Annotated in this window: 24 protein-coding genes and 2 pseudogenes; 23 read left to right on the top strand and 3 right to left on the bottom strand. The window is 60.1% G+C overall.

Features of this window, described 5'->3' with window-relative positions:
* The 9 genes and pseudogenes from EDC26_RS19625 to flhF form a co-directional block, all read left to right on the top strand.
* Positions 1-261 (top strand): annotated as a pseudogene (locus EDC26_RS19625) (methyl-accepting chemotaxis protein); the annotation flags it as partial.
* Between the two features lie 70 nt (positions 262-331).
* Positions 332-1,192, top strand: a complete 861-nt coding sequence (locus EDC26_RS19620; RefSeq protein WP_132586289.1) for a CheR family methyltransferase — start codon at positions 332-334, stop codon at positions 1,190-1,192.
* A gap of 38 nt (positions 1,193-1,230) precedes the next feature.
* Positions 1,231-2,280, top strand: a complete 1,050-nt coding sequence (locus EDC26_RS19615) for a protein-glutamate methylesterase/protein-glutamine glutaminase (protein WP_132586286.1) — start codon at positions 1,231-1,233, stop codon at positions 2,278-2,280.
* 47 nt (positions 2,281-2,327) lie between these two features.
* On the top strand, positions 2,328-2,717 hold the full coding sequence (cheY, locus tag EDC26_RS19610; protein ID WP_132586283.1) for a chemotaxis response regulator CheY: 390 nt from the start codon (positions 2,328-2,330) through the stop codon (positions 2,715-2,717).
* A gap of 11 nt (positions 2,718-2,728) precedes the next feature.
* Entirely contained in the window at positions 2,729-3,367 is a 639-nt protein-coding gene (gene cheZ, locus EDC26_RS19605; RefSeq protein WP_132586280.1) for a protein phosphatase CheZ, read from the top strand.
* Positions 3,368-3,432: 65 nt separating this feature from the next.
* Positions 3,433-4,971, top strand: coding sequence for a methyl-accepting chemotaxis protein (locus EDC26_RS19600; protein WP_132586277.1), 1,539 nt, complete (start codon positions 3,433-3,435; stop codon positions 4,969-4,971).
* Between the two features lie 161 nt (positions 4,972-5,132).
* Positions 5,133-6,293: a flagellar biosynthesis protein FlhB gene (gene flhB / locus EDC26_RS19595; protein WP_132586274.1), complete on the top strand. Its 1,161-nt coding sequence runs from the start codon at positions 5,133-5,135 to the stop codon at positions 6,291-6,293.
* The gene (gene flhA, locus EDC26_RS19590) at positions 6,290-8,404 is read left to right on the top strand and encodes a flagellar biosynthesis protein FlhA (RefSeq protein WP_132586271.1); all 2,115 of its coding nucleotides are present in this window, start codon (positions 6,290-6,292) and stop codon (positions 8,402-8,404) included. The genes flhB and flhA overlap by 4 nt, the downstream gene beginning before the upstream one ends.
* Positions 8,401-10,761, top strand: coding sequence for a flagellar biosynthesis GTPase FlhF (flhF, locus tag EDC26_RS19585; RefSeq protein ID WP_132586268.1), 2,361 nt, complete (start codon positions 8,401-8,403; stop codon positions 10,759-10,761). The genes flhA and flhF overlap by 4 nt, the downstream gene beginning before the upstream one ends.
* A 25-nt stretch (positions 10,762-10,786) precedes the next feature.
* Here flhF and EDC26_RS19580 read toward each other — a convergent pair whose 3' ends face one another.
* The 3 genes from EDC26_RS19580 to flgA all read right to left on the bottom strand — a co-directional run bounded on the left by EDC26_RS19580 (position 10,787) and on the right by flgA (position 12,335).
* Entirely contained in the window at positions 10,787-11,260 is a 474-nt protein-coding gene (locus tag EDC26_RS19580; RefSeq protein WP_132586265.1) for a flagella synthesis protein FlgN, read from the bottom strand.
* A gap of 14 nt (positions 11,261-11,274) precedes the next feature.
* Positions 11,275-11,565 carry a flagellar biosynthesis anti-sigma factor FlgM gene (flgM, locus tag EDC26_RS19575; protein ID WP_165931077.1) on the bottom strand — a complete coding sequence of 97 codons (291 nt, stop codon included), beginning with the start codon at positions 11,563-11,565 and terminating at the stop codon, positions 11,275-11,277.
* A 77-nt stretch (positions 11,566-11,642) separates the two neighbouring features.
* A complete protein-coding gene (flgA, locus tag EDC26_RS19570; RefSeq protein WP_132586262.1) occupies positions 11,643-12,335 on the bottom strand; it encodes a flagellar basal body P-ring formation chaperone FlgA in 693 nt (230 codons plus the stop codon).
* A gap of 198 nt (positions 12,336-12,533) precedes the next feature.
* Between flgA and flgB the strand changes: the two genes are divergently transcribed.
* From flgB to EDC26_RS19500, 14 genes and pseudogenes are all read left to right on the top strand, one after another.
* Positions 12,534-12,941, top strand: coding sequence for a flagellar basal body rod protein FlgB (gene flgB / locus EDC26_RS19565; protein ID WP_132586259.1), 408 nt, complete (start codon positions 12,534-12,536; stop codon positions 12,939-12,941).
* 10 nt (positions 12,942-12,951) lie between these two features.
* On the top strand, positions 12,952-13,368 hold the full coding sequence (flgC, locus tag EDC26_RS19560) for a flagellar basal body rod protein FlgC (RefSeq protein ID WP_132586256.1): 417 nt from the start codon (positions 12,952-12,954) through the stop codon (positions 13,366-13,368).
* 44 nt (positions 13,369-13,412) lie between these two features.
* Positions 13,413-14,120, top strand: a complete 708-nt coding sequence (locus tag EDC26_RS19555) for a flagellar hook capping FlgD N-terminal domain-containing protein (protein ID WP_132586253.1) — start codon at positions 13,413-13,415, stop codon at positions 14,118-14,120.
* 77 nt (positions 14,121-14,197) lie between these two features.
* Positions 14,198-15,421, top strand: coding sequence for a flagellar hook protein FlgE (flgE, locus tag EDC26_RS19550; RefSeq protein WP_132586250.1), 1,224 nt, complete (start codon positions 14,198-14,200; stop codon positions 15,419-15,421).
* 11 nt (positions 15,422-15,432) lie between these two features.
* Positions 15,433-16,182 (top strand): flagellar basal-body rod protein FlgF, encoded by a 750-nt coding sequence (gene flgF, locus EDC26_RS19545; protein ID WP_132586247.1) that lies wholly within the window; start codon positions 15,433-15,435, stop codon positions 16,180-16,182.
* Positions 16,183-16,231: 49 nt separating this feature from the next.
* Positions 16,232-17,020: a flagellar basal-body rod protein FlgG gene (gene flgG / locus EDC26_RS19540; RefSeq protein ID WP_132586244.1), complete on the top strand. Its 789-nt coding sequence runs from the start codon at positions 16,232-16,234 to the stop codon at positions 17,018-17,020.
* Positions 17,020-17,709, top strand: coding sequence for a flagellar basal body L-ring protein FlgH (locus EDC26_RS19535; protein WP_132586292.1), 690 nt, complete (start codon positions 17,020-17,022; stop codon positions 17,707-17,709). The genes flgG and EDC26_RS19535 overlap by 1 nt, the downstream gene beginning before the upstream one ends.
* Positions 17,710-17,851: 142 nt before the next feature.
* Entirely contained in the window at positions 17,852-18,997 is a 1,146-nt protein-coding gene (locus tag EDC26_RS19530) for a flagellar basal body P-ring protein FlgI (protein WP_132586241.1), read from the top strand.
* A gap of 12 nt (positions 18,998-19,009) precedes the next feature.
* Positions 19,010-19,981 (top strand): flagellar assembly peptidoglycan hydrolase FlgJ, encoded by a 972-nt coding sequence (flgJ, locus tag EDC26_RS19525; protein ID WP_132586238.1) that lies wholly within the window; start codon positions 19,010-19,012, stop codon positions 19,979-19,981.
* A 119-nt stretch (positions 19,982-20,100) separates the two neighbouring features.
* Positions 20,101-21,765 (top strand): flagellar hook-associated protein FlgK, encoded by a 1,665-nt coding sequence (gene flgK, locus EDC26_RS19520; RefSeq protein ID WP_132586235.1) that lies wholly within the window; start codon positions 20,101-20,103, stop codon positions 21,763-21,765.
* Positions 21,766-21,813: 48 nt separating this feature from the next.
* Entirely contained in the window at positions 21,814-23,052 is a 1,239-nt protein-coding gene (gene flgL / locus EDC26_RS19515) for a flagellar hook-associated protein FlgL (RefSeq protein WP_132586232.1), read from the top strand.
* Between the two features lie 377 nt (positions 23,053-23,429).
* Positions 23,430-24,596 (top strand): annotated as a pseudogene (locus EDC26_RS19510) (methyl-accepting chemotaxis protein); the annotation flags it as partial.
* The gene (locus EDC26_RS19505; protein WP_132586226.1) at positions 24,581-25,093 is read left to right on the top strand and encodes a hypothetical protein; all 513 of its coding nucleotides are present in this window, start codon (positions 24,581-24,583) and stop codon (positions 25,091-25,093) included. The pseudogene EDC26_RS19510 and the gene EDC26_RS19505, both read left to right, overlap by 16 nt.
* A 39-nt stretch (positions 25,094-25,132) precedes the next feature.
* A partial coding sequence (locus tag EDC26_RS19500; protein ID WP_132586223.1) for a Tar ligand binding domain-containing protein occupies positions 25,133-25,979 on the top strand: 847 nt, incomplete at its 3' end.

Here is a 25,979-nt window from a genome sequence, read left to right as displayed (position 1 = left end):
GAGCAGTCCGAGGGGATTGGACAGGTGAATGAGGCGGTGGCGCAGATGGATGGGGTGGTGCAGCAGAATGCGGCGCTGGTGGAGGAGGCGGCGGCCGCGGCGGGGTCGTTGCAGGAGCAGGCGGGGAGGTTGAGCGAGGCGGTGTCGGTGTTCAAGCTGAGTACGGCCGAGGTGATCGAGGCGGGCGTGCCGCGCGAGCTGGGGTCGGCGTCGCGTGTTTTTGTAGCGGCACCCCTTGTGGGTGCCATCGATGCGGTATGAATACCGCATCGGCTCTGAACGATCCGGCAGCCACAAGAGCTGTCGCCACATGAGCGGCGGATACTGATCCATGACACTCCTTGCCCCGCAATCTCTTTTCGCGACACAGGCACTGGCCGAAGTCAATCAGCAGGATTTCGACAGGGTGGCGCGTTTGTTGCGGGCCCGGTCGGGAATCGTGCTGGGCGGGCACAAGCGCGAAATGGCGGAACGCACCCTGGGTTTGCGGGCCAGGCGTTTGAACAAGCGTTCCATTGATGAATACCTGGACCTGCTCGAGCTGCAGGGCGATTCGCCCGAGTGGGATTATTTCGTGAATGCGTTCACCATTAATCACACCGCATTTTTTCGTGAGGCCCATCATTTCGACACACTGGCCGAGTGGGCGCGCGGCCGCAAGCTGCCTTTGTCCGTCTGGTGTTGCGCGGCGTCGACGGGCGAAGAGCCTTATTCGATTGCCATGACCTTGCAGGATGTTTTCCCCGGAAGCGGCTCCCAGGTATCGGTTTGGGCCAGCGATATCGATACGCGTGCCATTGAACAGGCCAAGAAGGGAGTCTATTCCCTGGAGCGCGTCAAACCGGTTCCCGAAGATCGATTGAGAAAGTATTTTCATCGTGGCACAGGCTCGCAGGCGGGTATGGTTCGAGTCAAGCCCGTTATACGCGATATGGTGCAATTCGGCGTCTTTAACCTGATGTCGTCCGCGTGGCCGGCCGACCGGAAGCTGGATGCTGTTTTTTGCCGCAACATCATGATTTATTTTGACAAGGAAACCCAAACGCAAGTTCTGGCGCGATTGGCCACGGTGGTCAGGCCGGGCGGTTTGCTGTTTGTGGGGCATTCGGAGAATTTTACCTATTTGACCAAGGCATTTCGCTTGCAGGGTCAGACAGTTTATGTCAGAGCTCGTGGCGACAAGCGTCCCTGATACGCGTTGATATTATTTGAGTGAAAGGCCGCTGGGCAATGAAAAAGATCCGTGTTCTGTGTGTAGATGATTCGGCGTTGGTGCGCGGGTTGATGACGGAAATCATTAACGGGCACGCCGATATGGAAGTGGTGGCGGTGGCGCCCGACCCGCTGGTCGCGCGCGATCTGATCAAGCAGCACAACCCCGATGTCCTGACCCTGGATGTGGAAATGCCGCGCATGGATGGCCTGGATTTCCTGGAACGCCTGATGCGTCTGCGGCCTATGCCTGTGGTGATGATCTCGTCGTTGACCGAGCGCAATTCCGAGGCGACGTTGCGCGCCCTGGAACTGGGCGCGGTCGACGTTATTGCCAAACCCAGGCAGGGCTTGCGCGACGGACTGATCGGGTACTCCGACCTCATTGCCGACAAAATCCGGGCCGCAGCGCAGTCTCGTCCCCGTCTGGCCCGTCCGGCGACCCTGGCGCCCAAGCGCCTGGCACCGCTGCTATCCACGACCGAAAAGCTGGTGCTGATCGGCGCATCGACCGGCGGCACCGAGGCAATACGCCAGGTTCTGGAGCCTTTGCCGGCCAACAGCCCAGCCATACTGATTACCCAGCATATGCCGGCCGGATTTACCCGATCGTTCGTGCAGCGCCTGGACCATCTTTGCGCCGCGCAGGTGCACGAGGCGGAACAGGGCCAGCGGGTATTGCCCGGCCACGTTTATCTGGCTCCAGGCGGGGTGGCGCACATGAAGCTTGCCCGGTCCGGGGCCAACTACACTATCGACCTGGACTATGGTGAGCCGGTCAACCGGCATCGGCCGTCGGTCGACGTGCTGTTCCATTCCGCGGCGGCCGTTGCCGGGAAAAATGCCGTAGGCGTTATTTTGACCGGCATGGGTAAAGACGGCGCGCAAGGCTTGCTGGCGATGCGGCAGGCCGGGGCGCTCACCTTTGCCCAGGACGAGGCCAGTTGCGTGGTGTTCGGCATGCCGCGAGAGGCTCTGCATATCGGCGCCGCCATCGAAGCGGTGCCTTTGCACGATATGAGCGAGCGCATTCTAGCGAGCTGTGGTTCCTATGGCCATCGAGTTTGACCGTATTCGGTATCTCTTGGCTGTTTATTATTTTTGGAGAGTAACAAGTGGTACAGAAAGCCGTGAAAATATTAGTGGTTGACGACTTCCCCACCATGCGTCGCATCGTCAAGAATCTGCTTAAGGATTTGGGTTATGAAAATGTCGACGAAGCCGACGACGGGGCTATGGGTCTTGAAAAATTGCGCAATGGCAACTTCGACCTGGTGGTTTCCGATTGGAATATGCCGGTCATGGACGGACTGACCATGCTCACGCAGATTCGGGCCGATGCGGCCCTGGCCAAAATCCCGGTGCTCATGGTAACGGCCGAGGCCAAGAAAGAAAACATTATTGCCGCGGCCCACGCCGGCGCCAACGGTTACGTGGTCAAGCCCTTTACGGCGGCTACGCTGGAAGAAAAACTGAACAAAATATTCGAGAAAGCCGGAGCTTGAGGAGGAAAATCATGGGTGTTTCTGAAAATTCCGCCAAGGGAGTTCCCGAGTCTGCAGACCTCATTCACCGTATTGGGAATCTGACCCGCATGCTGCGCGAAGGCATGCGCGAACTGGGCCTGGATCAGGCCATCAAGGACGCGGCCCAGGCCATACCCGATGCGCGCGATCGCCTGCACTATGTGGCGACTATGACGGAAAAGGCGGCCAATCGGGTGTTGAACGCAGCCGAAGCCATGCAGCCCCTGCAAGAGCAGATGCAGCATGACGCGCAAGCTCTCGACGGGCGCTGGCAAGCCTGGTTCGACCATCCGGTCGAACTCGGGCAGGCGCGCGAACTGGTCGACGACACACGTTCCCTGCTGCGTGCCATTCCCGATAAAACGCAGGCTTCGCAAACCAGTCTGATGGAAATCATCATGGCCCAGGATTTTCAGGATTTGACGGGCCAAGTCGTCATGAGGATGCTCGGAATGATCGGGGCGATCGAAACCGAGTTGCTTCAGGTGTTGATCGATAACGTTCCGCAGGAACGGCGCGACGAGGCGGTGACGCTTTTGAATGGCCCGCAGGTTGGCCAGCAGGGCAAGGCCGACGTGGTGACCAGTCAGGATCAGGTGGACGATCTGCTGGCCAGCTTGGGTTTTTAACGGTAGACGGTACGGCCTGCACGATCGGAGCGGTGTAGGCCGGTATGACAACGAGGAGACAGGACATGAAGCAAAAAACCAAGCGTACGCTGGGTTTGGGCCGATTATTGCGGCGCCTGAGCCAGGGCCGGGCGACTCTGGACGATCGTGCCTGGACGCTCAGCCCCGTTGCCTGGTCCTTGTCGCGGTTTTTAAGCTCCTTGCGTGTCCGCCTGATCGCCATGCGCCAGGCAAGCATCGATATTGCGCTGAACGCTGCGCGTTTGCAGTCGCAGGCCCACGCGTGCCGCGACATGGTGCTTGAACAGGCCTCCGAGGCGGAAACGCTGGCGGCCAGCGGCAGCCAGATCGAGGCACTTTCCGAGCAGACATTGGCCGGGGTCAATGGCATCGCCGCCACCTTCAATTCCCAATTGGTCGTGGCGCATCAGACCCTCAATCAGTTGAACGATCTGCACCAGCGCATTGCCCGCGTGTCTGCTCAAATGGAGGTTTTTTCGGGCGTGGTGTCGCAACTGAGCCAGCGCGCGCAATCGGTTGGCAATACCAGCCGCCTGATTAAGGATATTGCCCTGCAAACGCATTTGCTGGCGTTGAATGCGGGGGTCGAGGCGGCCCGCGCCGGAGAGTCGGGCAAGGGCTTTGCCGTCGTGGCCAGTGAAGTGGGCAAGCTGGCTGAACGGGTCAATGCCGCGACCGGCGAAATTGTGAAGCACACGGGAGAGATTCTGGATCTGGTATCGGACACGCGCGATCAAACGACTCAGATACATCTCGATATGGTGTCCTCCGATCAGGTAGTGACGCAGTTTACGGCCAGCTTCGATCAGTTCGTCAAGGATTTCGACCGTATGCAAGGCGAGGTAGGCGACGTGGTGCGGGCCGTATCGCAGGTCAACGGCACGAATCACGATATGGGCAGGAAAATCGCCCGGATCGCCGCCTTGAGTGCGCACGTGCAAAATCGCATGGCCACCATGAGCGATCAAGTCGTAGGGGTGCGCGATAAAACTGAAAGCATGCAGGAGATGCTGGCCTTTTTGCGCACCGGCAATACGCCTTTTGACTGGATCGCCGGCATGCTTGGTTCTTTGCGTGCGGCGTGTGTCAAATTGCTGACGCAAACTCGAAACCAGGGCGTCGATATTTTTGATCGGCAATACCGCCGCATCGCAGGCAGCAACCCACCGCGCTACCAGACTCTGTACGATGCCGCTGTGGATCAGAAGCTGACGCAAATACTCGATTATGTGCTCAATCAGGTGCCGGCGTGTTCCTACGTCTTGCTGATCGATAAAAATGGCTATTGTCCGGCCCACAATACGCGCTACTCGCAGGCGCCCACCGGCGACCTGGCACATGATACGTCGCATGTGCGGCACAAGCGGATTTTCGATGACCCGGTGAGCATGGCCGCCGTAGCCAATTCGCTGGGCGTCCTGTGCCAGACCTATATGCGCGACACGGGCGAGATCATCACCGATCTGTCCATTCCGCTGGATCTGGACCAAAGCCGCTGGGGCGCGGTGCGCATCGGCGTCGATTATGGCCAGTTCGACGCCACTCTCAACGCAGAGCCGCAAGCGGCGAGCCAGCCGGCCTGATGCGACGGTTGTCGTTTGAATTAAGCAGGTTTACGGGGCTTGCTTGAGCGATCATTCGTGGGCGCTTCCTCTAGAATCTCCTACGGAATCACTCTTTATCACTGAATGGCAGTCGTAGTCCGGCCAAGGCCCTTGGGCGCAAGCCGGCCGCGCATCCCCCGATGGCAGAGGAAAGCGACCTCGAAAAAACCGAACCGGCCTCACCCCGGCGCCTGGAGAAGGCGCACGAGGAAGGCCAGATTGTGCGTTCGCGCGAGCTCAACACGTTCGCGCTATTGGCGGTTGGCGTGGCCGGCTTGTGGATAGGCGGCCCGGATCTTTATCGCAATCTGAGCGAGGTCATGCGCGCCGGTCTGTGGTTCGATCAGAGCCTGGGACGCGACACCAGCATGATGCTGGCCGTTGCTTCCCGATCGGCGCTGCAGACGGCTGTGGCCTTGGCCCCGCTTTTTGGCGTTCTGATCCTGGCGGCGCTTCTGTCATCGGTGGCGTTGGGGGGGTTCCTGTTTTCGGCCAAGCCCCTGGAGCCCAAGTTCGAGCGGCTCAATCCCGCCAAGGGCATACAGCGCATGTTTTCCTCGCAAACCCTGATCGAGCTGGTCAAGACGCTTGCCAAGGCGGTGGTGGTCGGGTCGGTGGGGGCGATGGTGATCTGGCATTACCGCGACCAGATGATCATGCTGATGCATTCCACGCCGCGCGCGGCGCTGGCCCAGGGCATGTCCTTGGTGGCCTTGTGCTGCGCCCTGATCGTGGGCTCTCTGTTCCTGATCGTCATGATCGATGTCCCCTGGCAGCTCTGGAGCCATTATAAAAAATTGAAGATGTCCCGCGAAGAAGTCCGGCAAGAGAACAAGGAAAGCGAAGGCGATCCCCACGTCAAGGGCCGCATACGCCAGCAGCAGCGGGCGATGGCCAAGCGCCGCATGATGTCCGAGGTACCCAAGGCCGACGTGGTGGTGACCAATCCGACGCATTTTGCGGTCGCGCTCAAGTATCAGGAAGGCGGTGGCGGCGCTCCACGCGTGGTGGCCAAAGGGTCGGATCTGCTGGCCGCACGCATACGCGAGCTGGCGGCACAACATGGTGTGCCGCTGTTGGGGGCGCCGCCCCTGGCGCGGGCCCTGTACCATAATGTCGAACTGGGGCGGGAGATACCGGTAGAGCTCTATACCGCAGTGGCCGAGGTGCTGGCCTGGGTATATCAGTTGCGCAGCTGGAATGCCGGCCAGGGTGCCGAGCCTTCCAGACCCTCCCATTTGCCGGTCCCGCAGGAGCTCGATCCCCGGGATCTCGACCGGATGTCAACTAGCACCTTATGAATGGCTTTATCGCACTATTAAGAAACAATGGCGCGCAACATGCGCGCGTCCTGGCCGGCCCGATATTGATCCTCATGGTTTTGGCCATGATGATCCTGCCTTTGCCGCCGTTTATTCTCGACCTGCTGTTCACTTTCAATATTTCCCTGGCGGTGATGATCCTGCTGGTCGCCATGTTTACCAAAAAGCCGCTGGATTTCGCGGCCTTCCCGGCGGTATTGCTGTTTGCGACCTTGTTGCGCCTGGCCCTTAATGTGGCCTCGACCCGCGTCGTTTTGCTGCATGGCCACAAAGGGCCCGATGCGGCGGGGCAGGTCATCGAGGCTTTCGGGCATTTTCTGGTGGGCGGAAATTTTGCCGTGGGCATCGTGGTGTTCATCATTTTGGTGATCATCAATTTTGTGGTCATCACCAAAGGCGCGGGCCGTATTGCCGAGGTGGGCGCGCGCTTTACGCTCGACGCCATGCCCGGCAAGCAAATGGCCATCGACGCCGACCTGAACGCCGGCCTGGTGGGTGAAGACGAAGCCCGCCGGCGTCGCAGTGAAGTCGCGCAGGAAGCCGAGTTTTATGGGTCGATGGACGGCGCGAGCAAGTTCGTGCGCGGCGATGCGGTGGCCGGCCTGCTGATCATGGTCATCAATATCATCGGTGGCCTGATCGTGGGCGTGGCTCAGCATGGGCTAAGCTTCGCCGATGCCGGCCATGTCTATACCTTGCTGACGATCGGAGACGGTTTGGTCGCCCAGATTCCCGCTCTGGTAATTTCGACAGCGGCAGGGGTGGTGGTGTCGCGGGTCGCGACCGATCAGGACGTTGGGCAGCAAATGGTCAGCCAGTTGTTTGCCAATCCCGCCGTCCTCTTTATTACGTCCGGTATTCTGACCGCCATGGGCCTCATTCCCAACATGCCGCATGTTGCTTTTTTGCTGTTGGCGGCGATATTGGGCGGCGCGGGTTGGTTGTTGTTCAAGCGCCAGCAATCCGAACGCGCCCTGAAGGCCCAGGAGCCGCATAAGGCCCAGGCCGCCGTTGAGGCCGCGGCCGCCGAAGCCAGCTGGGACGACGTGGCTCTGGTCGACCCCTTGGGGCTGGAAGTGGGCTATCGCCTGATTTCGCTGGTTGACCATGCTCAAAACGGCGAGTTGCTGCATCGGATCCGGAGTCTGCGCAAAAAGTTCGCTCAGGACATGGGCTTTTTGCCGCCGGTGGTTCATATCCGGGACAATCTGGAACTCAAGCCCAACGATTACCGGATTTTGCTGTCGGGGGTGGAGATCGGTCGCGGCGTGGCGACGCCGGGCCAATGGCTGGCTATCGATCCGGGCGGAGTCCAGGCCAAGCTTCCAGGCACGCCCACAACCGATCCCGCTTTCGGCCTGCCTGCGTTCTGGGTCGATGCCACGGTGCGCGAGCAGGCCCAGGTGGCCGGGTACACCGTCGTGGATGCGGGAACGGTCGTCGCCACACATCTGAATCACCTGATGCACCGGCACGGCGCTCATCTGCTGGGCCGCCAGGAGGTGCAGCAGTTGCTCGATCATATCGGCAAGGAAGCTCCCAAGCTCATCGAAGACCTGGTGCCCAAAACGGTTTCCCTCACCCTTTTGCAGAAGCTGCTGCGCGGCCTGCTCGACGAAGAGGTATCGATACGCGATGTGCGCTCCATTATTGATACCGTGGCCGAGCACGCGCCGCGCCTGGCGGCGCTCAACCCCAACGGAACCGGGCCCGATCCGGGCGAGTTGCTGGCCTTGACGCGGGTGGCGCTGGGCCGGGCCATTACCCAGCAATGGTTTCCGGGCGAAGGCGAGTTGCGCGTGATCGCTCTGGAGGCCAGGTTGGAACGCGTGCTGGCGCAAGCCTTGTCGACCAGCGGGGCGTTGGAGCCGGGGCTGGCCGAGACCTTGCTTGCCGATACCGACCGGGCGGTCAAGGCGCAGGAAGCCAATGGCGATGCGCCCGTCGTGGTGGTACCGGCGGCGCTGCGCGTATCGCTGGCGCGCTTTTTGCGCCACCACATTCCACAAATCGGAGTGCTCTCGAATTCTGAAATCTCCGATGAGCGCATGTTGCGCGTAACGAGCCTGATAGGTGGGGCAGCAACGTGAATGTAAGTCGTTTTTTTGGCAACACGAGTCGCGAAGCCATGCGGCAGGTGCGACTGGCGATAGGTTCCGAAGCGCTGATCGTTTCGAATCGCCGCGTTAACGGCGGCGTTGAAATCATGGCGACCGATCCCACCGTTGCACCGTCCGATGCCGACGCCGCCGCGCCGGCCATGGCCTGGGACGCTGCGCACGAGCCCAAACCCGAACCGCGCCCGCGGCCGGGTTCGGCTACTGCCGAGCCGGCGGCCGATGTGATGGGGGCCATCGGCGATTTGCGCGGCTCGCTCGAGACGCGCATCGACGAACTACTGTGGGGCAGCCAATTGCGGCGCGCGCCTCAGGCTGTTTCCCTGTTTCAGACACTGATGGGCCTGGGGTTCAGCACAGCCTTGCTGCGCGCCATGCTCAAGCATCTGCCGGAACACTTGTCGGCCAAGGCCGCAATGCAGTGGGTGCGTCATGAATTGACGGCGCATTTGCCAACTCTGGCCCAGGAAGACGATTTGTGGATTCCTGGGCGCGTCTTGGCCCTGGTAGGCCCGACCGGAGTAGGCAAAACGACCACCATCGCCAAACTGGCCGCGCGCTGCATCAAGCGCCAGGGCGCCGGAAAAGTCGTGCTGCTCACGACCGATACCTATCGAATCGGCGCTCATGAACAATTGAAGATCTATGGGCAAATGATGCGCGCGCCCGTCCATATTGTGCAAGATGCCGATGAGCTCAAGCGCGTTGTGGGCGGCATAAGTCCGGACCAGACAATCCTGATCGATAACGTCGGCACCAGCCAGCGCGATCGCTATATTGTTGAACAGGCGGCCATGCTGGCCGGTACGGGGCGCCGGGTGCAGCGCCTGTTGGTGCTGAATGCATCCAGCCACGGCGATACCCTGGACGAAGTCGCCCGTTCTTACTGCAACGACGGCGGTGACCCGATATCGGGCTGCATCATCACCAAGCTCGACGAGGCCTCGCGTATGGGCGCGGCGCTCGATACGGCGATTCGCTATCAGCTTCCGGTGCATTATGTTTCGAATGGCCAGAAAGTGCCCGAAAACCTGTTGTTTTTGTCGGCCCGCGAACTGGCCGATCAGGCTCTGGCGCCCAGGCCGCGGGCGCGCGCCTTGTATGCGCCGACGCAGGCCGATTTGGCCGCCATGATGTCGTTGGCCAAGACCCCTGAGGCGGCGCCGGCCGATGCGGTCAAGGGTGAGCGGCGCCGGCAACTGTTGCCCCAACTGCTGGCATTGACAAGCGCGGGACTCGGGGTGGCCGCCGGCGCCACGCCCACGCAAGCCCATGTGAAAGCCGCCTGCGATTACCTGGAAAACGACCTCGCCTGCTCGGAAGCCCTGGATCTGTGGCGCTCGCATACCGGCGCGGCGAAGGCGGCCGTGTCCGTGCAGAGCCTGATCGATCAGCAATGGGCGTCTGTACACAATCACCTGGCCCGCGTGGAGGGTGCTTATGTGCTGGCCGTGCACGACAGGGTGGGATTGACATCGCCCGACGGCCCGGCCAGTTTGCGCGCCACGATGCTGCTGACAGACAGGGCAGTCGCCTTGGGCACACCCATGCAATCGCTTGCCCGGGCGGAAGGCTGGCTGTCGTCGTCGGGCGAGTCGGCGCTTGTCGCACCCGGCCCAAGCGTTGCGGTGTTCCGGCAGGTCGATGAGTTTGCTCGCCGTGCAAGCGGTTTGCCTTGTGTCCATCTGCTTGAAGGGGGCAATTCTCAGCTATGGCGCAGGTTGTCGGCGCAGCAGTGGCTCGCGCACGTGCCGGGCGCCACCAAAATGAGCACGGCCACCGGCCCGACCACCGCCGGGGCCTTGGCCAAGACGCTGGTTTATCAACCCTTGGCCCGTGCATCGCGGTGGCTGAGCCTGACTCGAATAAGCGGTTTGGCCATCGAAGATCTGGCGCTTTGGGTAGGCGCGCAGGCCGTTGAACTGCCCGCGCGCGGCAAGACAGGCGTGCTGGCTTTGCACATGCTGGCCGTGCGTGTCGTTGACCGGCACAGCGGAGCCATCATTCAGACGCATTGTGGTTTGAGCAACCTGAGTCCTGAGCAAATTGAAACCGGGCGGCAGGGGGCGTGGCTGATCGCGCAAACCGAGAGCAAGGCGGGTTTTCGTTATGCGGCGCGCGGCTGGCATCTGCTGGGGTCCGGCGATCGGCCCGAATCGGCGCACGCATTGCTGGCCATGCAGCTTGGGTTGGCGACGTGGCGGATCATGCAGGCGCCCGATGCTGAATCGGTTCGAGCGATGGTCAGTGGTTTAGGAGGAGCCGCGTCGCTGGCATCGACCGTGTCGGGCGTGCTCAAGCTGTTCGCCCTGCGTGAAATAATCGCCTGATATCCCGTGCAAGGCCGCGGGGTGTTTAACCCGCTTTAATGTTTTTTCTGTGGGTCGGTGCGTGATGAGCCCGGCCGCTCGCATCGTACAGAGGGTCCATATTGCCCAGGCGGCGCAAGGCATCCAGGGCCTGTTGATTGCGTCTCATATGGATATCGATGACGGCGCCGTTCGAGGTGTTGATCTCGCCGGCCTGTTTGGCCAGGTCGAACAGATCCTGGCATAGCGGTTTCAAGACGGGGTACTCGTGGGCGGCGGCGTCCAGGCCGGCTTTATCCGTGCTATACCCGAGCTCCTGTAGTTGCGCTTGCCGCTCCTGGCCGGCTTGCGTGAGCAAGCCGTAAAGACGATTCTTTTCCTCGGTCGAGGCGATAAGCGCGCCGGTATCGGCGGTTTGTTCGAGAGCGTGCGCCTCGGCCTGCAGCACCGAGATGAATTGTTGAATCAGCGCTGCTTCCTGCCGCAGGCAGCTCTGTAATGGGTCGATTGGTTTGCTCATGGGGTGCCCAAGAATTATTTAAGCAAATCGCGCACGCTGGCGATCAGCCCGTCGGCAATGCGGCTGGGGTCGACTTTTAATTGGCCGGCGGCGATAGCGGCGCGAAGTTCGTTGACGCGCGGCCCGTTGATGTCGTTGTCGCTGTTTTGTAAAAGGGACAATTGACGCGCTGCGGGGCTGAGATCGACGGCGCTGCTGGCCGGGTTGCCCTGAGCCGGCGACGAAATCCCGCCGGCGCTCTCGCTGCGGGCCGGCGCAACGCCGCCTGTCAGCGGGCTTTTAGGGGGCGAGGAGTAGATTTTCAAGAAGATCTCCGAAGTGCGGCTGAACCCTTAATACCAGGTTCCCATGATAAGGGGTAACGGCGTCACAACGCTAAACTTTAGTTTATGACCGAAACGGTCGCTCCGTCCACGATGGTGCCGGTCACAATTCGTCCTGTGGCCGTGCGCACCTGTACCTGGGTGCCGGGCGCGCCGCCCTGCAGGGCACGGCCTTCGCTGCTTGCCACGAAACCTTCGCCGCGGGCTTCCAGGCGCACCGTCTGGCCCCGCAGTATCGATTGCGGGTTGCGCAGGGCATTGCTCTTGATGGGTGTGTCCGCGATCAGGCGATGGGTGGCTATGCGGCCGATAATCTGGCCCGGATCGATCACCGTACCGGGCGGCAGCGTCAGCAGATCGGCGCTGCGGCTGTCGAGATTTCCCGGCTCCAGGGTTTCTCCCGGCTTGATGTTGCGCGCGGGCACATAGTACGAGCCCTGGATGCCGACAGTGGCTTGCACATAATTCGTCCACGGGTGGGGCGCCGTACAGCGCACGCCGACCGATATCGTGGATCGCAGACGGCCGCCGGGCAGGAAGAACTGCAACTGCGTGCAGGCCGGCATCGTGTCCAGGCGCGAGGCGTCGATGGTAATTTGTGGCGTGCCCGGGTAGTTGTCCGCTTGCTGGCGCAAAAAGTCCTGCGCCTGAGCGGTGATCTGGGCAATGCTTTGCGCGCCCGGCACGGCGTTTGCATGCGCCGCGCCGCCGCAGGCGGCCATCCACAGGAATAGGGCAAGAATCTTCTGCATGCTGACATTCTATAGAGAAGCTTCTGCGCCGCATAACCGGAATTGGGCGATAAATTGCGGTTTGTTTCCTACTTTGTGCGGGCATGCTTCACATTACCATGTTCCCTGTGTGATAAGGCACGAGGGCTGCTGTATTGGGCGTTGTGAATGGGGCTGTGCGGCAGGCAAGGTGGCCTGCGAATGTTGGTGAGATCATAAATGGTCGATCGTCTTAGCGAAGATTTCAGTTTTTATCAGGCTGCCATTAATTTGCGCCAGCAGCGCCAGGAGGTGCTGGCGTCCAATATAGCCAATGCCGACACGCCTAATTACAAGGCGCGCGATTTTGATTTCAAGAAGGCCTTGCAGGGTGCCATGGGCGATTCCATGCGTTTGCCCGATACGAAGCTTACGCTCACCTCGGCGCGGCATATTCCCGCTGTAGCGGTAAGCCCCGATCCGGCCCGGCTTTTGTATCGGCAACCGCTGCAGCCCAGCCTGGACGGCAACACCGTGGACATGAACACCGAGCGTGTTCAGTTTGCCGACAATACCTTGCGTTACCAGAGCGATCTGACGTTGATTTCGCAGCGTATAAAAACCATGATGGCCGCCTTGCAGCAATAAGGGAAATGACATGTCGACGATGAGTATTTTTCAGATTGCGGGGTCGGCCCTGGCGGCGCAATCGCAACGCATGAACGTCTCGGCCAGCAATATGGCCAATGCCAATAGTGTCGTGGGCCCGGACGGCCAGCCGTATCGCGCGCGTCAGGTCGTGTTTCAGACGATTCCTCAGGGTGATCCGTCTTCCATGCAGGCAGTGGGCGGGGTCAGGGTGGCCCAGGTGGTTGAAAGTTCGGCGCCGCCCCGCCTGCAATACGACCCTCAAAATCCGTTTGCCAACGCGAGCGGCTACGTGACTATGCCCAATGTGGATGTGGTCGCCGAAACCGTCAACATGATTTCCGCTTCGCGTTCATATCAGGCCAATGTGGAAGTCATCAATACCGCCAAAAGCCTGATGTTGAAAACCCTCACCATCGGGCAGTAGTCCGTGCCTGTCTTACTTCGGCATCTATTTTTCAGGAGCTTTTTGTGACGACTATTACGAACCCGGCGCCGTCCAGCACGGATAGTTCGACATCGGCAGCTTTGGCGACGGCAAACGCCAGTACCCAGAATCTGATGTCCGATACGCAAAATCAGTTTTTAAATTTACTGGTCACGCAGTTGCGCAATCAGGATCCCATGAATCCCATGGACAACGCACAGGTCACTTCGCAAATTGCCCAGTTGTCCACGGTCAATGGCATCAATCAGCTCAACAACACCTTATTGGCCTTGTCGGGCCAAATGGATGTGTCGCAATCCATGCAGGCCGCAAATCTGATAGGTAAAAGCGTGCTGGTTCCCGGTTCCAAGGTTTCCCTGGGCAGCGATCCGACCGATCCGACGATCAAAAACGCCACCCCCTTTGGCGTCGATATCCTTTCTCCGGCCACGCATGTGACGGCCACCATTCTGGACGCCAGCGGCAAGGCGGTGCGCCAGGTGGACCTGGGCGCGCAGCCCGCCGGTGTCTTGTCTTTGCAATGGGATGGCAAGGCCGATGGCGGCGCTTCCGCACCCGATGGTGCCTACACGGTCCAGGTGACGGCCACGGACGCCACCGCAGCCCCGGTCTCTGTTCAGGTGTTGACCTCGGGCATCGTGGGCAGCGTTTCCCATGCGTCGAACGGTGTGCGGCTCGACTTGGGCCTGGCCGGCACCGTTGCCTTGTCGGATGTACGGAAAATCATGTAGCGCTTGTGCTGTTCGCGGCAGCGTTTCTGGCTGCCATTTGATACGAATTCACTTAATTTCACGAAGGATAGTCAATCATGAGTTTCGGACAAAGTTTAAGCGGCCTGGCCGCAGCGGCGCAAGACCTGGACGTGATAGGCAACAATATTGCCAATTCGGCGACAGTAGGTTTTAAATCGGGCACAGCCACGTTTGCCGATGTGTACGCCAATTCGCGTGTCGGGCTGGGGGTGCAGCTGGCCAGCGTCAATCAGGACTTTTCCGTAGGCAACATTACCAGCACGGGAAATCCGTACGATATGGCCATTGACGGCCCTAAAGGCATGTTTCGTTTGCAGGACCAAAACGGCCAGATCCTGTATTCACGCAACGGACAATTTTTTGCTGATAAAGACAATTACGTAGTCAACGCGCAGGGGCAGCGCCTGACCGGCTACCCGGTCGGCGCCGGCAGCACTAATCTGACGACTTTGAGGGTGCCGGTGGGCAATATTGCCCCGAGCGCAACCAGCCAAATGACGAGTCAGATCAATCTGGACGCCAATGCGACGGTTATCGATCCCGTCGTCACCCCCTTTGATCCCACCGTTGCGTCCACCTACAGCTATTCGCTGCCGATTACGACGTATGACTCTCTGGGCAATTCTCATCAACTGACCCAGTATTTTGCGAAAGCCGCCGGCACCCCCCCAGCGCAGAGCAACTGGAATGTGTATTACCGGCTCGATGGCAACGCGCTTACTTCGCCAACGGATGCGGCGCCGTACAAGATGTCTTTCAACGGCGCCGGGACGCTAACGTCGCCGGTGACATCGGCATTGACGATGACTCAGCCGGGTTCCGCCAATGCGCTAGCCGCGCCATTGAACATCACCCTCGACTACACAAGCTCCACCCAGTTCGGCGGCGATTACTCGTCCAATTTCAGCCAGAACGGCTACACCACCGGCAACTTCGCCGGGGTATCGTTTAGCCCGGATGGCACCATGATGGCCAGTTATACCAATGGCCAGACTCAGTCGGTGGGTACCCTGGCGCTGGCGACTTTCAATAATCTGCAAGGCTTGCAGTCCGTTGGCGGCGGCGCCTGGATTGAAACCTCGACCTCGGGCCAGGCGATAGTGGGCCGTCCGGGTTCCAATGGACTGGCGACCGTCAAAGGCCAATCCGTGGAAGACTCCAATGTGGATGTCAGCAAGGCATTGGTCAGCATGATTATCGCGCAACGTACTTATCAGGCCAATGCGCAAAGCATCAAAACCCAGGATCAGGTCATGCAGAGCCTGATAACCGGGCTCTAGGCCAACTCCTTATGGATCGCATCGTCTATACCGCCATGACCGGCGCCGCGCGGGTGCTCGAGCAACAGTCGGTGATCAGCAATAACCTGGCCAATGTCAGCACCGCGGGTTTTCGCGAGCAGTTGTCGGCCTATCGTTCGGTGCCGCTGGTGGCAAGCGAGGGCTTGCCGACCCGGGTGACGACCGTGGCCTCGACCCCGAGCAGCAATTTTCGCCAGGGAGGCATGTTGCAGACCGGCCGGGCGCTGGATGTGGCGGTGACCGGCCCGGGCTGGTTCAGCGTGCAGACACCCACCGGCGAAGCCTATACCCGAGGCGGCGAATTGGCCGTCAATGCCCGCGGCCAACTGGTGAGCCCGCAAGGCTTGCCGGTGTTGGCGGCCAACGGCGCTCCGGTGACCGTACCCGATCGCGGCACCTTGACGTTTGGCGCCGACGGCGCCATTACGGTCCTGGGCGCGGGCAGCAGCCCTAAAGACATCGAAGTGATCGGGCAACTTAAGCTGGTCAACCCGCCGCCGGCCAGCCTGGAGCGCAGCGGCGACGGTCTGTTCCGCATGGCACCGGGCCAGGCGCCGGTGGCGCAGGCCGATCCCGCGGTGCGTATGGTTTCGGGTTTCGTCGAAAAAAGCAATGTCAGCGCGGCCCAGGCGATGGTGGGCATGATCAGCAATGCCCGGGATTTCGAAATGCAAATGAAGGTTATTCAGGACGCCAGCACTAACGAAGACAAGGGCAATTCAATCCTGTCGGTTGGCTAGGCGCAGTTTGTCGGCGAGGCCAGTCTGGCTCGCGTTAAAAGGAATACACATGATACGTTCACTCTGGATCGCCAAAACAGGTCTTGAAGCGCAGCAGACCAATATGGACGTGATCTCCAATAATCTGGCCAACGTCAATACGAACGGCTTCAAGAGCGGCCGTGCCGTTTTCGAAGACCTGATGTATCAGACGGTGCGTCAACCGGGCGCTCAAGTGGGCGCGGCCAATCAGTTGCCCTCGGGCCTGCAGCTTGGAACAGGGGTGCGCACGGTGGCGACCGAACGCATCCACACTCAGGGCAATATGAAAAACACCGGCAACTCCATGGATATTGCCATTCAGGGCAATGGTTTTCTGCAAGTGCAGATGCCCGATGGCACGTTTGCCTACACCCGCGACGGCAGTCTGCAGGTGGATCAAAATGGCCAACTGGTGACGGCCGGCGGGTATCCGATACAGCCGCCCATCAATATTCCCAACAATGCATTGGGTGTGACCATCGGTCGCGACGGCACCGTGTCGGTCACGCAGCCGGGCGCTGTAGGCACCAATGTACAGATTGGTCAATTGCAGCTCTCGACCTTTGTAAACCCCACGGGCCTGCAAAGCATGGGTGAAAATCTCTACATTGAAACCGATGCTTCCGGGCCCCCCAATCAGGCTCAGCCGGGTCTGGATGGCGCCGGGCTGGTCATGCAGCAGTATGTGGAAACCTCGAATGTGAATGTGGCTGAGGAACTGGTCAACATGATCGCCACCCAGCGTGCTTACGAGATGAACAGCAAGGCTGTCCAGACGTCTGACCAGATGCTTGCGCGCTTGACCCAGCTTTCATGATGCGTAAGCGTTTTCTTGTTTTTGCGGGAGGGTGTTGCGCCGTAACGCTGTTATTGGGGGGCTGCGCCATGATCCCTCCCGAGCCCGTGGTGACCGGGCCTTTGACGGCACGCCCACCGGCGCCTGTGCCGCCGCCCGAGGCCAACGGTTCGATCTACCAGCCGACCTCCTACGGCAATTACCCTTTGTTTGAGGATCGGCGTCCGCGCAATGTGGGTGACATTGTCACGATCGTCATCCAGGAAAAAACCAACGCCGCCAAAAACGTGGCAACCAGTACGGATCGCTCCGGCAGCGCTACGGTCGGAATGAATATCGTGCCCAGTTTTTTGCCCAGCGAACTGGGTGCCAAGCAAAACCTGGATTCCACCGGCGCCAACAAGGCGTCGGGCAAGGGTTCGAGCAGCGCCGCCAACACGTTCACCGGCACGCTGACGACCACGGTCATTGGCGTATTGCCCAATGGCAATCTGCAAATTGCCGGCGAGAAGCAGATCGCCATTAATCGAGGCAGCGAATACATTCGGTTTTCCGGCGTGGTCGATCCGCGTTCCATTACCGGCTCCAACACGGTTGCGTCGACCCAGGTGGCTGACGCACGCATTGAGTACCGCAGCAAGGGCACCATGGATGAAGTCCAGACCATGGGCTGGCTACAGCGTTTTTTCCTGAATATTTCGCCGTTCTGACATGATGCCTGCCTTCACCTTCCTGCGTTTGGTCTCTTCGTTGATGGCACCCACAAGGGGTGCCGCTACACACCGAATGGCACCCACAAGGGGTGCCGCTACACATCGGATGGTCCCCGCAAGGGGTGCTGCTACACACCGAATGACACCCACAAGGGGTGTCGCTACATGTCGTTTAGGGCGAGGCCTGGTGTTCGGGGCGGTTCTGGGCGTGGCGTGCTTGGCCTTGCCCACTGTAGTGCACGCCGAACGGGTCAAGGATATGTCGACGATCCAGGGGGTCCGGGCCAATCAATTGATAGGTTACGGCCTGGTGGTGGGCCTGGACGGCAGCGGCGACCAGGTGCGCCAGACTCCGTTTACGCAGCAAAGCCTGACCAATATGCTGTCGCAGTTGGGCGTGACCGTGCCTCAGGGTACCAATATGCAGGTCAAGAATGTGGCGGCGGTGATTGTGACGGCGCGTTTGCCGGCTTTTTCCCAGCCCGGCCAGACCGTGGATGTGGTCGTTTCGTCCATGGGCAACGCCAAGAGCCTGCGCGGGGGCACGCTGCTGATGACGCCGCTCAAGGGCGCCAACGGCCAGGTGTATGCCATGGCGCAGGGCAACTTGCTGGTGGGCGGCGCCGGGGCGCAGGCGGGCGGCTCCAGCGTCCAGGTCAATCAGCTCAACGGCGGGATAATCACCAACGGCGCCATCATCGAGCGCAGCGTGCCGACCACGTTCGCGCGCAATGGCCAGATCAGGCTTGAACTGAACACGACCGATTTTGGGGTTGCGGAAAATGTCGTCGCGGCTCTGAATCGCGCTCTGGGGCCAGGTACGGCGCGTGCCGTCGATGGCCGGGTCATTCAGTTGCGCGGCCCGCCCGATGCCGCAAGCCAGACAGCTTTCCTTTCGCGGGTCGAAAATGTGCAGGTCAGCCTGCCCGCTGCGCGCGCCAAGGTGATCATCAATGCGCGCACCGGCACGGTCGTCATGAATCGCACCGTAACCATCGATGAGGCGGCCATCACGTATGGAAATCTGTCGGTCGTGATAAACCAGCAGACGCAGGTCAGCCAGCCCACGGCGCCTTTCGCCGGTGGGCAAACAGTGGTGACTCCCAGCACCCAGATCGAGATGCGATCCGATCAGGGCAGCATCAAGCGGATGCGCACCAGCGCCAATCTGGCCGATGTGGTCAAGGCGCTCAATGCGCTGGGGGCAACGCCCCAGGATCTGCTGTCGATATTGCAGGCCATGAAGAGCGCCGGCGCCTTGCACGCCGATCTGGAAATCATATAAGGCCAGACTCCTATGTCGTTTACCCAATACTTTCCCCGGCCAGGCAACGACACCTCGGCCTTTGATTTCAGCCAGTTGAGCAGCCTCAAGCGCGAGGTTCAGGGTGGGTCGAACCCGGAAGCCAACAAGAAGGTGGCGCATCAGTTCGAGGCCGTTTTCATCCAGATGCTATTGAAGCAGGCGCACCAGACGAGCATCTTGTCCGGGCCTTTCGACAGCGAGCAGACGCGCATGGCGCAAAGCATGAGCGACGAACAAATGGGCGTGCAATTGGCCAATCCCGGGATAGGCCTGGCGCAGGCGCTGCTTAATCAAATGAATGCGCAACGTACCGGTGGCGATGCGGCGCCGCAGACTTCGGCCACGCCGCCCGAATTATCGACTTCGCGCTTGCCGGGCTTGCGTTCGCGCATAGGCCCGGATTCAACCGCCCCTGTCGTCTCGTCCATCTCGGCCCTGATCGATTTATTGAGCAAGCAGCCAGTGGCGGGTTCGGTGGCTTCCGCCATCAAGGGGGCGCCTGAGCATATACGCGATTTTGTGTCGGCCATGTCCGCGGCGGCCAAGTCGGCGGCCGACAAAAGCGGTGTGCCCTTGAAACTGATGCTCAGCCAGGCGGCGCTGGAGTCGGGCTGGGGACAGCGCGCTATCCAGGGCCCCGACGGCAGCCCCAGCTATAACCTGTTCGGCATCAAGGCGGGCGCCGGCTGGAAAGGCAAGGTGGTCAATGTGCTGACCACGGAATACCAGAACGGCGTGCCCCAGAAAGTGATGCAACCGTTCCGGGCGTACGGATCGTACGCCGAATCATTCGCCGATTATGCGCGCCTCATAGGCAACAGCCCGCGTTATCAGGAAGTGATGGGGGCACCTAGTGCCGAGGTGGCCGCGCAGAAAATACAGGATGCGGGCTACGCCACCGATCCGGCTTATGCACAGAAACTGATCTCGATCATGGGGTACTTCGATTCCAGTCCGGCTTGAATCCCGTTTTGTGCCGGTGTGGACTAAATAATTCCGCCTGCTTGCCGTAAATGCTATTAGCTGTCGTCCCGTCCACGGGGGGCCCCAAGGCTCCCATTGATTAAGAGCGTAATTCGTCCATGAACTTGGCAAATCTCGGCCTTACCGGTTTGAATGCAGCCCAGTTGCGTTTGCAAACGGCCGGCCACAATATCAATAATTCGGCGACTGATGGCTATAACCGTCAGACGGTGCAGGTGTCCAGTGCCGGGGCCGTCAGCACAGGCAGCGGTTTTATAGGCCAGGGTGTGCAGGTCGATAGCATCAACCGTTCGTACGACAGTTTTTTGTCGCAGCAACTGGTCAATTCCCAGTCCGGCGGCGCCGCGCTGGATGCCTATGGCAACCAGATCGCTCAAGTGAATAATCTGTTTGCCGATCGGACGGTGGGGGTTTCGCCTGCACTGCAAAAGTTTTTCGATGGGATGCAGACGTTGGCTTCGTCCCCGTCCGATAGCGCCGTGCGCCAGGATTTGCTGGGCCGGGCCGGCAGCCTGGTCACCAATATCAACAGCGCCAGCGCGTTTCTGAGCCAGCAGCGCGGCAACATCAATACGCAAATTTCGACCACGGTGACGCAGATCAATAGCTACCTTGATCGAGTCAAGGATTTGAATCATCAAATTACCGTTGCACAGGCCGGCAATCCCGCGCAACCGCCCAACGATCTGCTGGATCAGCGCGATCAGCTGGTATCCCAGCTTAGCCAGCTCATCGGTGTCAAAACGAGCGTCCAGGGCGGCAGTATCAACCTGACCGTCGGCAATGGCCAGATTCTGTTGGGCGGCGATACGGTGTTTCCCCTGCAGGCTGTGGCATCGGCCGCCGATCCTTCGCGTACCGTGGTCGCCTATAGCGCGGTATCGGGCGTCAATGGCGCCATGATACCCGTCGAGATGCCCGACCAGGCGATTACGGGGGGCAGCTTGGGCGGGCTTCTAAGTTATCGCAGCCAGGCGCTCGACACTGCGCAAAACGAGCTGGGCAGGATGGCGGCCGGTTTGGCGATGAGTGTGAATACCCAGCACGATCAAGGTGTCGATTTAAATGGCGCGCCCGGAACCGATTTTTTCTCGCTGGGCAGCCCCAAGGTGATTCCCAATGCGGGCAATAGCACGGCCGGGGCCGCTGCACTGAGCGCCTCCTTTGTCACCACCGCTTCCAATCAACTGACGGGACTCGATTACCAGGTCAAGTACGACGGCACCAATTACTCGGTGTTTACGTCGCCAGCCGGCAACCAGGTGGGCGCGGCCAGCCCCACGCTGGCAGGTGTTGGAATTCCCGGCCTGTCGCTGGCCCTGTCCGGGACTCCGGCCGCCGGCGACTCCTGGCTGGTGCAGCCCACCCGGACGGCGGCCGACGATTTGAAGCTGCAGATCAGCGATCCGGCCAAGATTGCGGCCGCCGACACCAACGGAGGGTCGGCCAATGGGGTCAACGCGCTTGCGCTGGCCCAGTTGCAGACGAGCAAGGTTTTGGGCAACGGCACCATGAGCCTGAACGAGTCATATTCGCAAATCGTGAACAAGGTTGCGGTGCTGACTCAGCAAAATACCACGGCGTCTACGGCTCAAACCGCCTTGATTGCGCAAAACACGGCGGCTCAACAGGCCGTGTCCGGTGTCAATTTAAACGAAGAGTACGTCAACCTCGACAACTATCAGCAGCAGTTTCAGGCGGCGTCGCGTTTGATCACTGTGAGTGCGACGCTGTTCGATACCTTGTTGAACATGCGCTCCTAGCGTCGCAGCCTTGCCAGGTGGTGTACACATTTTTTTTGGGATTTCGCCATGCGTATCAGCTCCAACCAGCTTTTCCAGACCGGGCTCAATGCCATCAACAATCAGCAGGCTGGTTTGATGCACGTGTATCAGCAAATCAGCAGCGGCCAGCGTATGGTGACGCCGGCCGACGATCCTTTGGCTGCGTCGCAGGCCATCAACATTTCACAGTCGCAATCGATCAATAAGCAGTTTGCGGCCAATCGCCAGGTGGCTACGAACAGCCTGGGCACCGAAGATAATGTACTGGCCTCGGTGACGACCCAAATGCAGTCCATCAAGGCCAGTCTGGTTCAAGCCGGCAACGGTGCACTGTCCGATGTGGACCGCAACACGCTGGCCGAAACCCTTTCCAATGCCAAAAGCAGTTTGTTGGCTCTGGCCAACAGCACTGACGATAATGGCCAGTACATTTTTTCGGGATGGCAGGGAACACAGGCTCCGTTTGTGGCCGACGCGGCCGGAACAGTCAGCGCGACCGCCGTCAGCGGCCAGCGCCTGGTTCAGGTGGACCCTACCAGTCAGATGTCGACCAGTGATCTGGGCACCGATATTTTTTCTCGGGCGACGCCTGGAACCCAGGGGTACTTAACGGCGGCCTTACCGACCAACACCGGGACGGGACAAATCGGTACGCCCACGGTAACCGATCCCGCGGGCAGCAGCGTCGGCAAGAATTTTTCGATCTCGTTCAGCGGTTCGCCGCTACAGTACACCATTGCCATGACGGATTCGCTTGGCGCGCCCGCGGGCTCGGTGGGGCCGGTGGCTTATCAGGCGGGCAGCACCGTCCTGGACATGACGGGCGGCGTTCAAGTGCAGTTTTCCGGCCAGCCCAATGCGGGCGATACCTTTACTGTGAATACCACGGCATCGACGAATCTTAATGTATTCGGCACGCTCGATAGCGTGATTGCGGCGTTGAAGAGTCCGGCGGGCGGCAATGCGGCGGCCAGCGCGAAATTGACCAATGCGGTTTCCACCGCCATGCAGAAGATCAGTGTGAATTACGACAATATTCTCACGGTCCGGGCATCGGTCGGCACACGCTTGAATCAGATCGATGCGTTGAACGCCAATGGCACTTCGCGCGATCTGGGTTATACGGCCCAGTTGACCCAACTGGAATCTGTCGATTACTACTCGGCATCTTCAGAATTGCAATTGCGTCAGTCGGCGCTGGACGCCGCATCCCTGGCATTCAAGAAAATTCAGGGCAATAGTTTGTTTAATTCAGGTACCTCTTGATGATGCTTAAACACTTGAAACTCAAGACCAGCCTGTCGCTAATGGTGTTTTGTTTGTCTTTATTGACATTCATAGCCGTTGGTGTCGCCTGGTATAGCCTGCACACGGCCCGCTTGGGAATGGACGCGATGGCCGCCAGCAGCATCGAGGCCGGCCGCGATGTGAAAACCGCCTACGAACAGGTCAAACAGGCTCAGTCGGCCACGACGGCCCAAGGGCTCGAAGCGGCGTTCAAGGGTCTCGATGACTTTTTGGCGGGCGAGCATGACAACTTCATGGCGCCTGCCGAGCAACGCTACCAGCAAGCCCTGTACGTATTTGGCGGTCTGCTGCTGCTGGCTGTGCTGTTGGCGCTGATGGTGTCCTTGACTTTGTCGCGCACGGTTTTGCGGCCGCTCAAACAGGCGGGCGCTCATTTCGATCGTATCGCCTCGGGCGACCTGACCGAGCGTATCGAGATCGCTGCCCGAAACGAAATTGGCGTCTTGTATGGGGCGCTCAAACGGATGCAGGACAGCCTGGGCCGTATTGTGGGAACGGTGCGTCACGGCATGGGTCAGATCAATACCGGTTCGCAGCAGATCGTGGTGGGCAATGCCGATTTAAGCAGCCGCACCGAGGAGCAGGCGGCGGCGCTGCAGCAGACAGCGGCCAGCATGGAGCAGCTTGCCAGCACGGTCAAACAAAATGCCGATAATGCTCGCCAGGCGAATCAATTGGCGGCCAGCGCTTCCGAAGTGGCGCAGCGTGGCGGTCAGGCGGTGGGCGAAGTCGTCACCACGATGCAGGGAATCTCGGCCAGCTCGCGCAAGATCTCCGATATCGTGAGCGTCATCGACAGCATTGCCTTTCAGACGAATATTCTGGCGCTCAATGCGGCGGTCGAGGCGGCTCGGGCCGGCGAACAGGGCAGGGGCTTTGCCGTGGTGGCTGCCGAGGTGCGGGCGCTGGCGCAGCGCAGCGCCCAGGCCGCCAAGGAAATCAAGGGCCTGATCGAGGATTCCGTCAAGAAAGTAAGCGAGGGGTCGGCCCAGGTTGAAAAGGCCGGGGCGACGATGGAAGAAATCGTCACCTCGGTGGCGCGCGTCACGGACATCATGGGCGAGATTTCAGCCGCCACGACTGAACAGTCCACCGGCATAGACCAGATCAATCGCGCCGTGAGTCAAATGGATAGCGTGACGCAGCAGAACGCCCTGCTCGTGCAGGAAGCGGCGTCTGTAGCGGCGTCGCTGCGCGAGCAGGTGGCACAGGTCAACGATGCCGTGGCCGTGTTCAAAACGGTCGACAATCAGGTGATTGACATGGCCGCGACCGCGGCCATCGCGACAACCGCAAGGCATGACAAAATCGAAATTTCCAAGGCGCCTCAGGATGCCGGCCAGGCCTTGCCCTCCGCACAACCGAAACTGGCTGCGGCGTCCGCGCAGACTCTTGTGCGGACGCAGGCCCAGGCGGCTACCCGCGTTCCGGCTTTTGCCGGCGCCGCCGGCCCGCTTGTATCGCGCAGCGCGGTTGGCGAAGCGGAATGGGAAGAGTTTTAAGCGTGCTCGCCGCCTTGATCCGGCCCCGGTTTCCTGCCTGCATCCTGGCCTTGGTTCTTTGCCTGGGGCTGGCGGCATGCAGCACGTCGGGGCAATCGTTTCATGCAATGGATCTGGGGCAAATAAAGCCAGGGCAGACCACTCTGGAGCAGGCGAGCCGAATTTTAGGGGCCGAGCCTGTCAATGTGTATAGCCGGCTCGATGGTTCTGCGCTGGCCGTTTGGGCGCACAAGGCGTCGCTTCTCACCGACGCGATTTATTTTCGCCGGGAACTGTGGCTGGCTTTTGGGCCGGATGGCAAATTCATTCGTGTCGTGAACAGTACCAATGTGCCGGTCCCGGCTCCGGCATCGGCGCCGGTATCGACGCAATCTCCGCCCGCGGCCGTTTCGGCCGCGCCCCCGCAAAACGTACCGGACAAGGCGGATCCATTGGGCACTCTGTCCAATACGCCGCCTGCTTACGAACCAGCCGTAACCTACAGCCTGCCGCAATAGCCGCAGCGCATAGCGGCGTCATCGGAATCGAATTCAATCATGCCCGTATCCATGCAGATTTCACCCAAAAATGTCAAAAAATCCCGGCGCGCCCGGAGCCGCGGCCTGGGCGGCGCCAGGATAGGCTCCATGCTCATGAGCGGGCTGACTCTCTTCATGCTGTTGATTATGGCCGTGGGCGGGGTGGCGGCCTATTTTCTTTATCAGAATGGCCGATCGCTGAATGCCATAAGCGAACAGAATATGCAGGCCAAGCAGGTTTTGCTGATGAGCAACCATATGCTGCATGCGCGCGTGTCCCTGTTGGTGGCGGCGCGTTATCAGCAAGAGGCGAGCGCCTCTGCGGATGCGGCCGTGAAGCAGAAGGCGGCGGACATGCTGGGCGATGCGACCAAAATGCTCGATGCGGTCAAAAAAAGCTTCACGGATTTTCGCAAGAACCTGCCTGAGGATTCCGACGCCCGGCGCCTGTCGGTGAAGTTGATCAGCACATACCGGCCGTATCTGGATGATGGCATTGATCCCATGGTCCAGGCATTGAAGGATCAGGATTACGCCACGTTTTACTATGTCAACAACCAGTTTGGCATTGAACGCAGCAAAACGTTTGAAAAGGCCATCGATGCGTATTCGGCGTATATCGAAAAGCAACAAGCCGCTGCGTATGCCGTGGCGGTCGTCAAGTTCCGGCAGGCCTTGATGGCGATAGGGGCCGGCGTGCTGATCGGCTTGCTGTTGATGATTGCGGCCCGCATTATTTTCGGCCGATTGGTCATCAAGCCTCTGGTTCAGGCTGGGGGACATTTTGACCGGATAGCGGGAGGGGATTTAACGGAGCGCATTGAGGTGAAGACGCGCAACGAGATAGGGGTGTTGTACGAGTCGC

Origin of the sequence: Paralcaligenes ureilyticus (assembly GCF_004346225.1) — a bacterium.
GTDB classification, from domain to species: Bacteria; Pseudomonadota; Gammaproteobacteria; order Burkholderiales; family Burkholderiaceae_B; genus Paralcaligenes; species Paralcaligenes ureilyticus.
The sequence above is the reverse complement of the archived record's forward strand: the minus strand, read 5'-3'. Positions and strand labels throughout refer to the sequence as shown.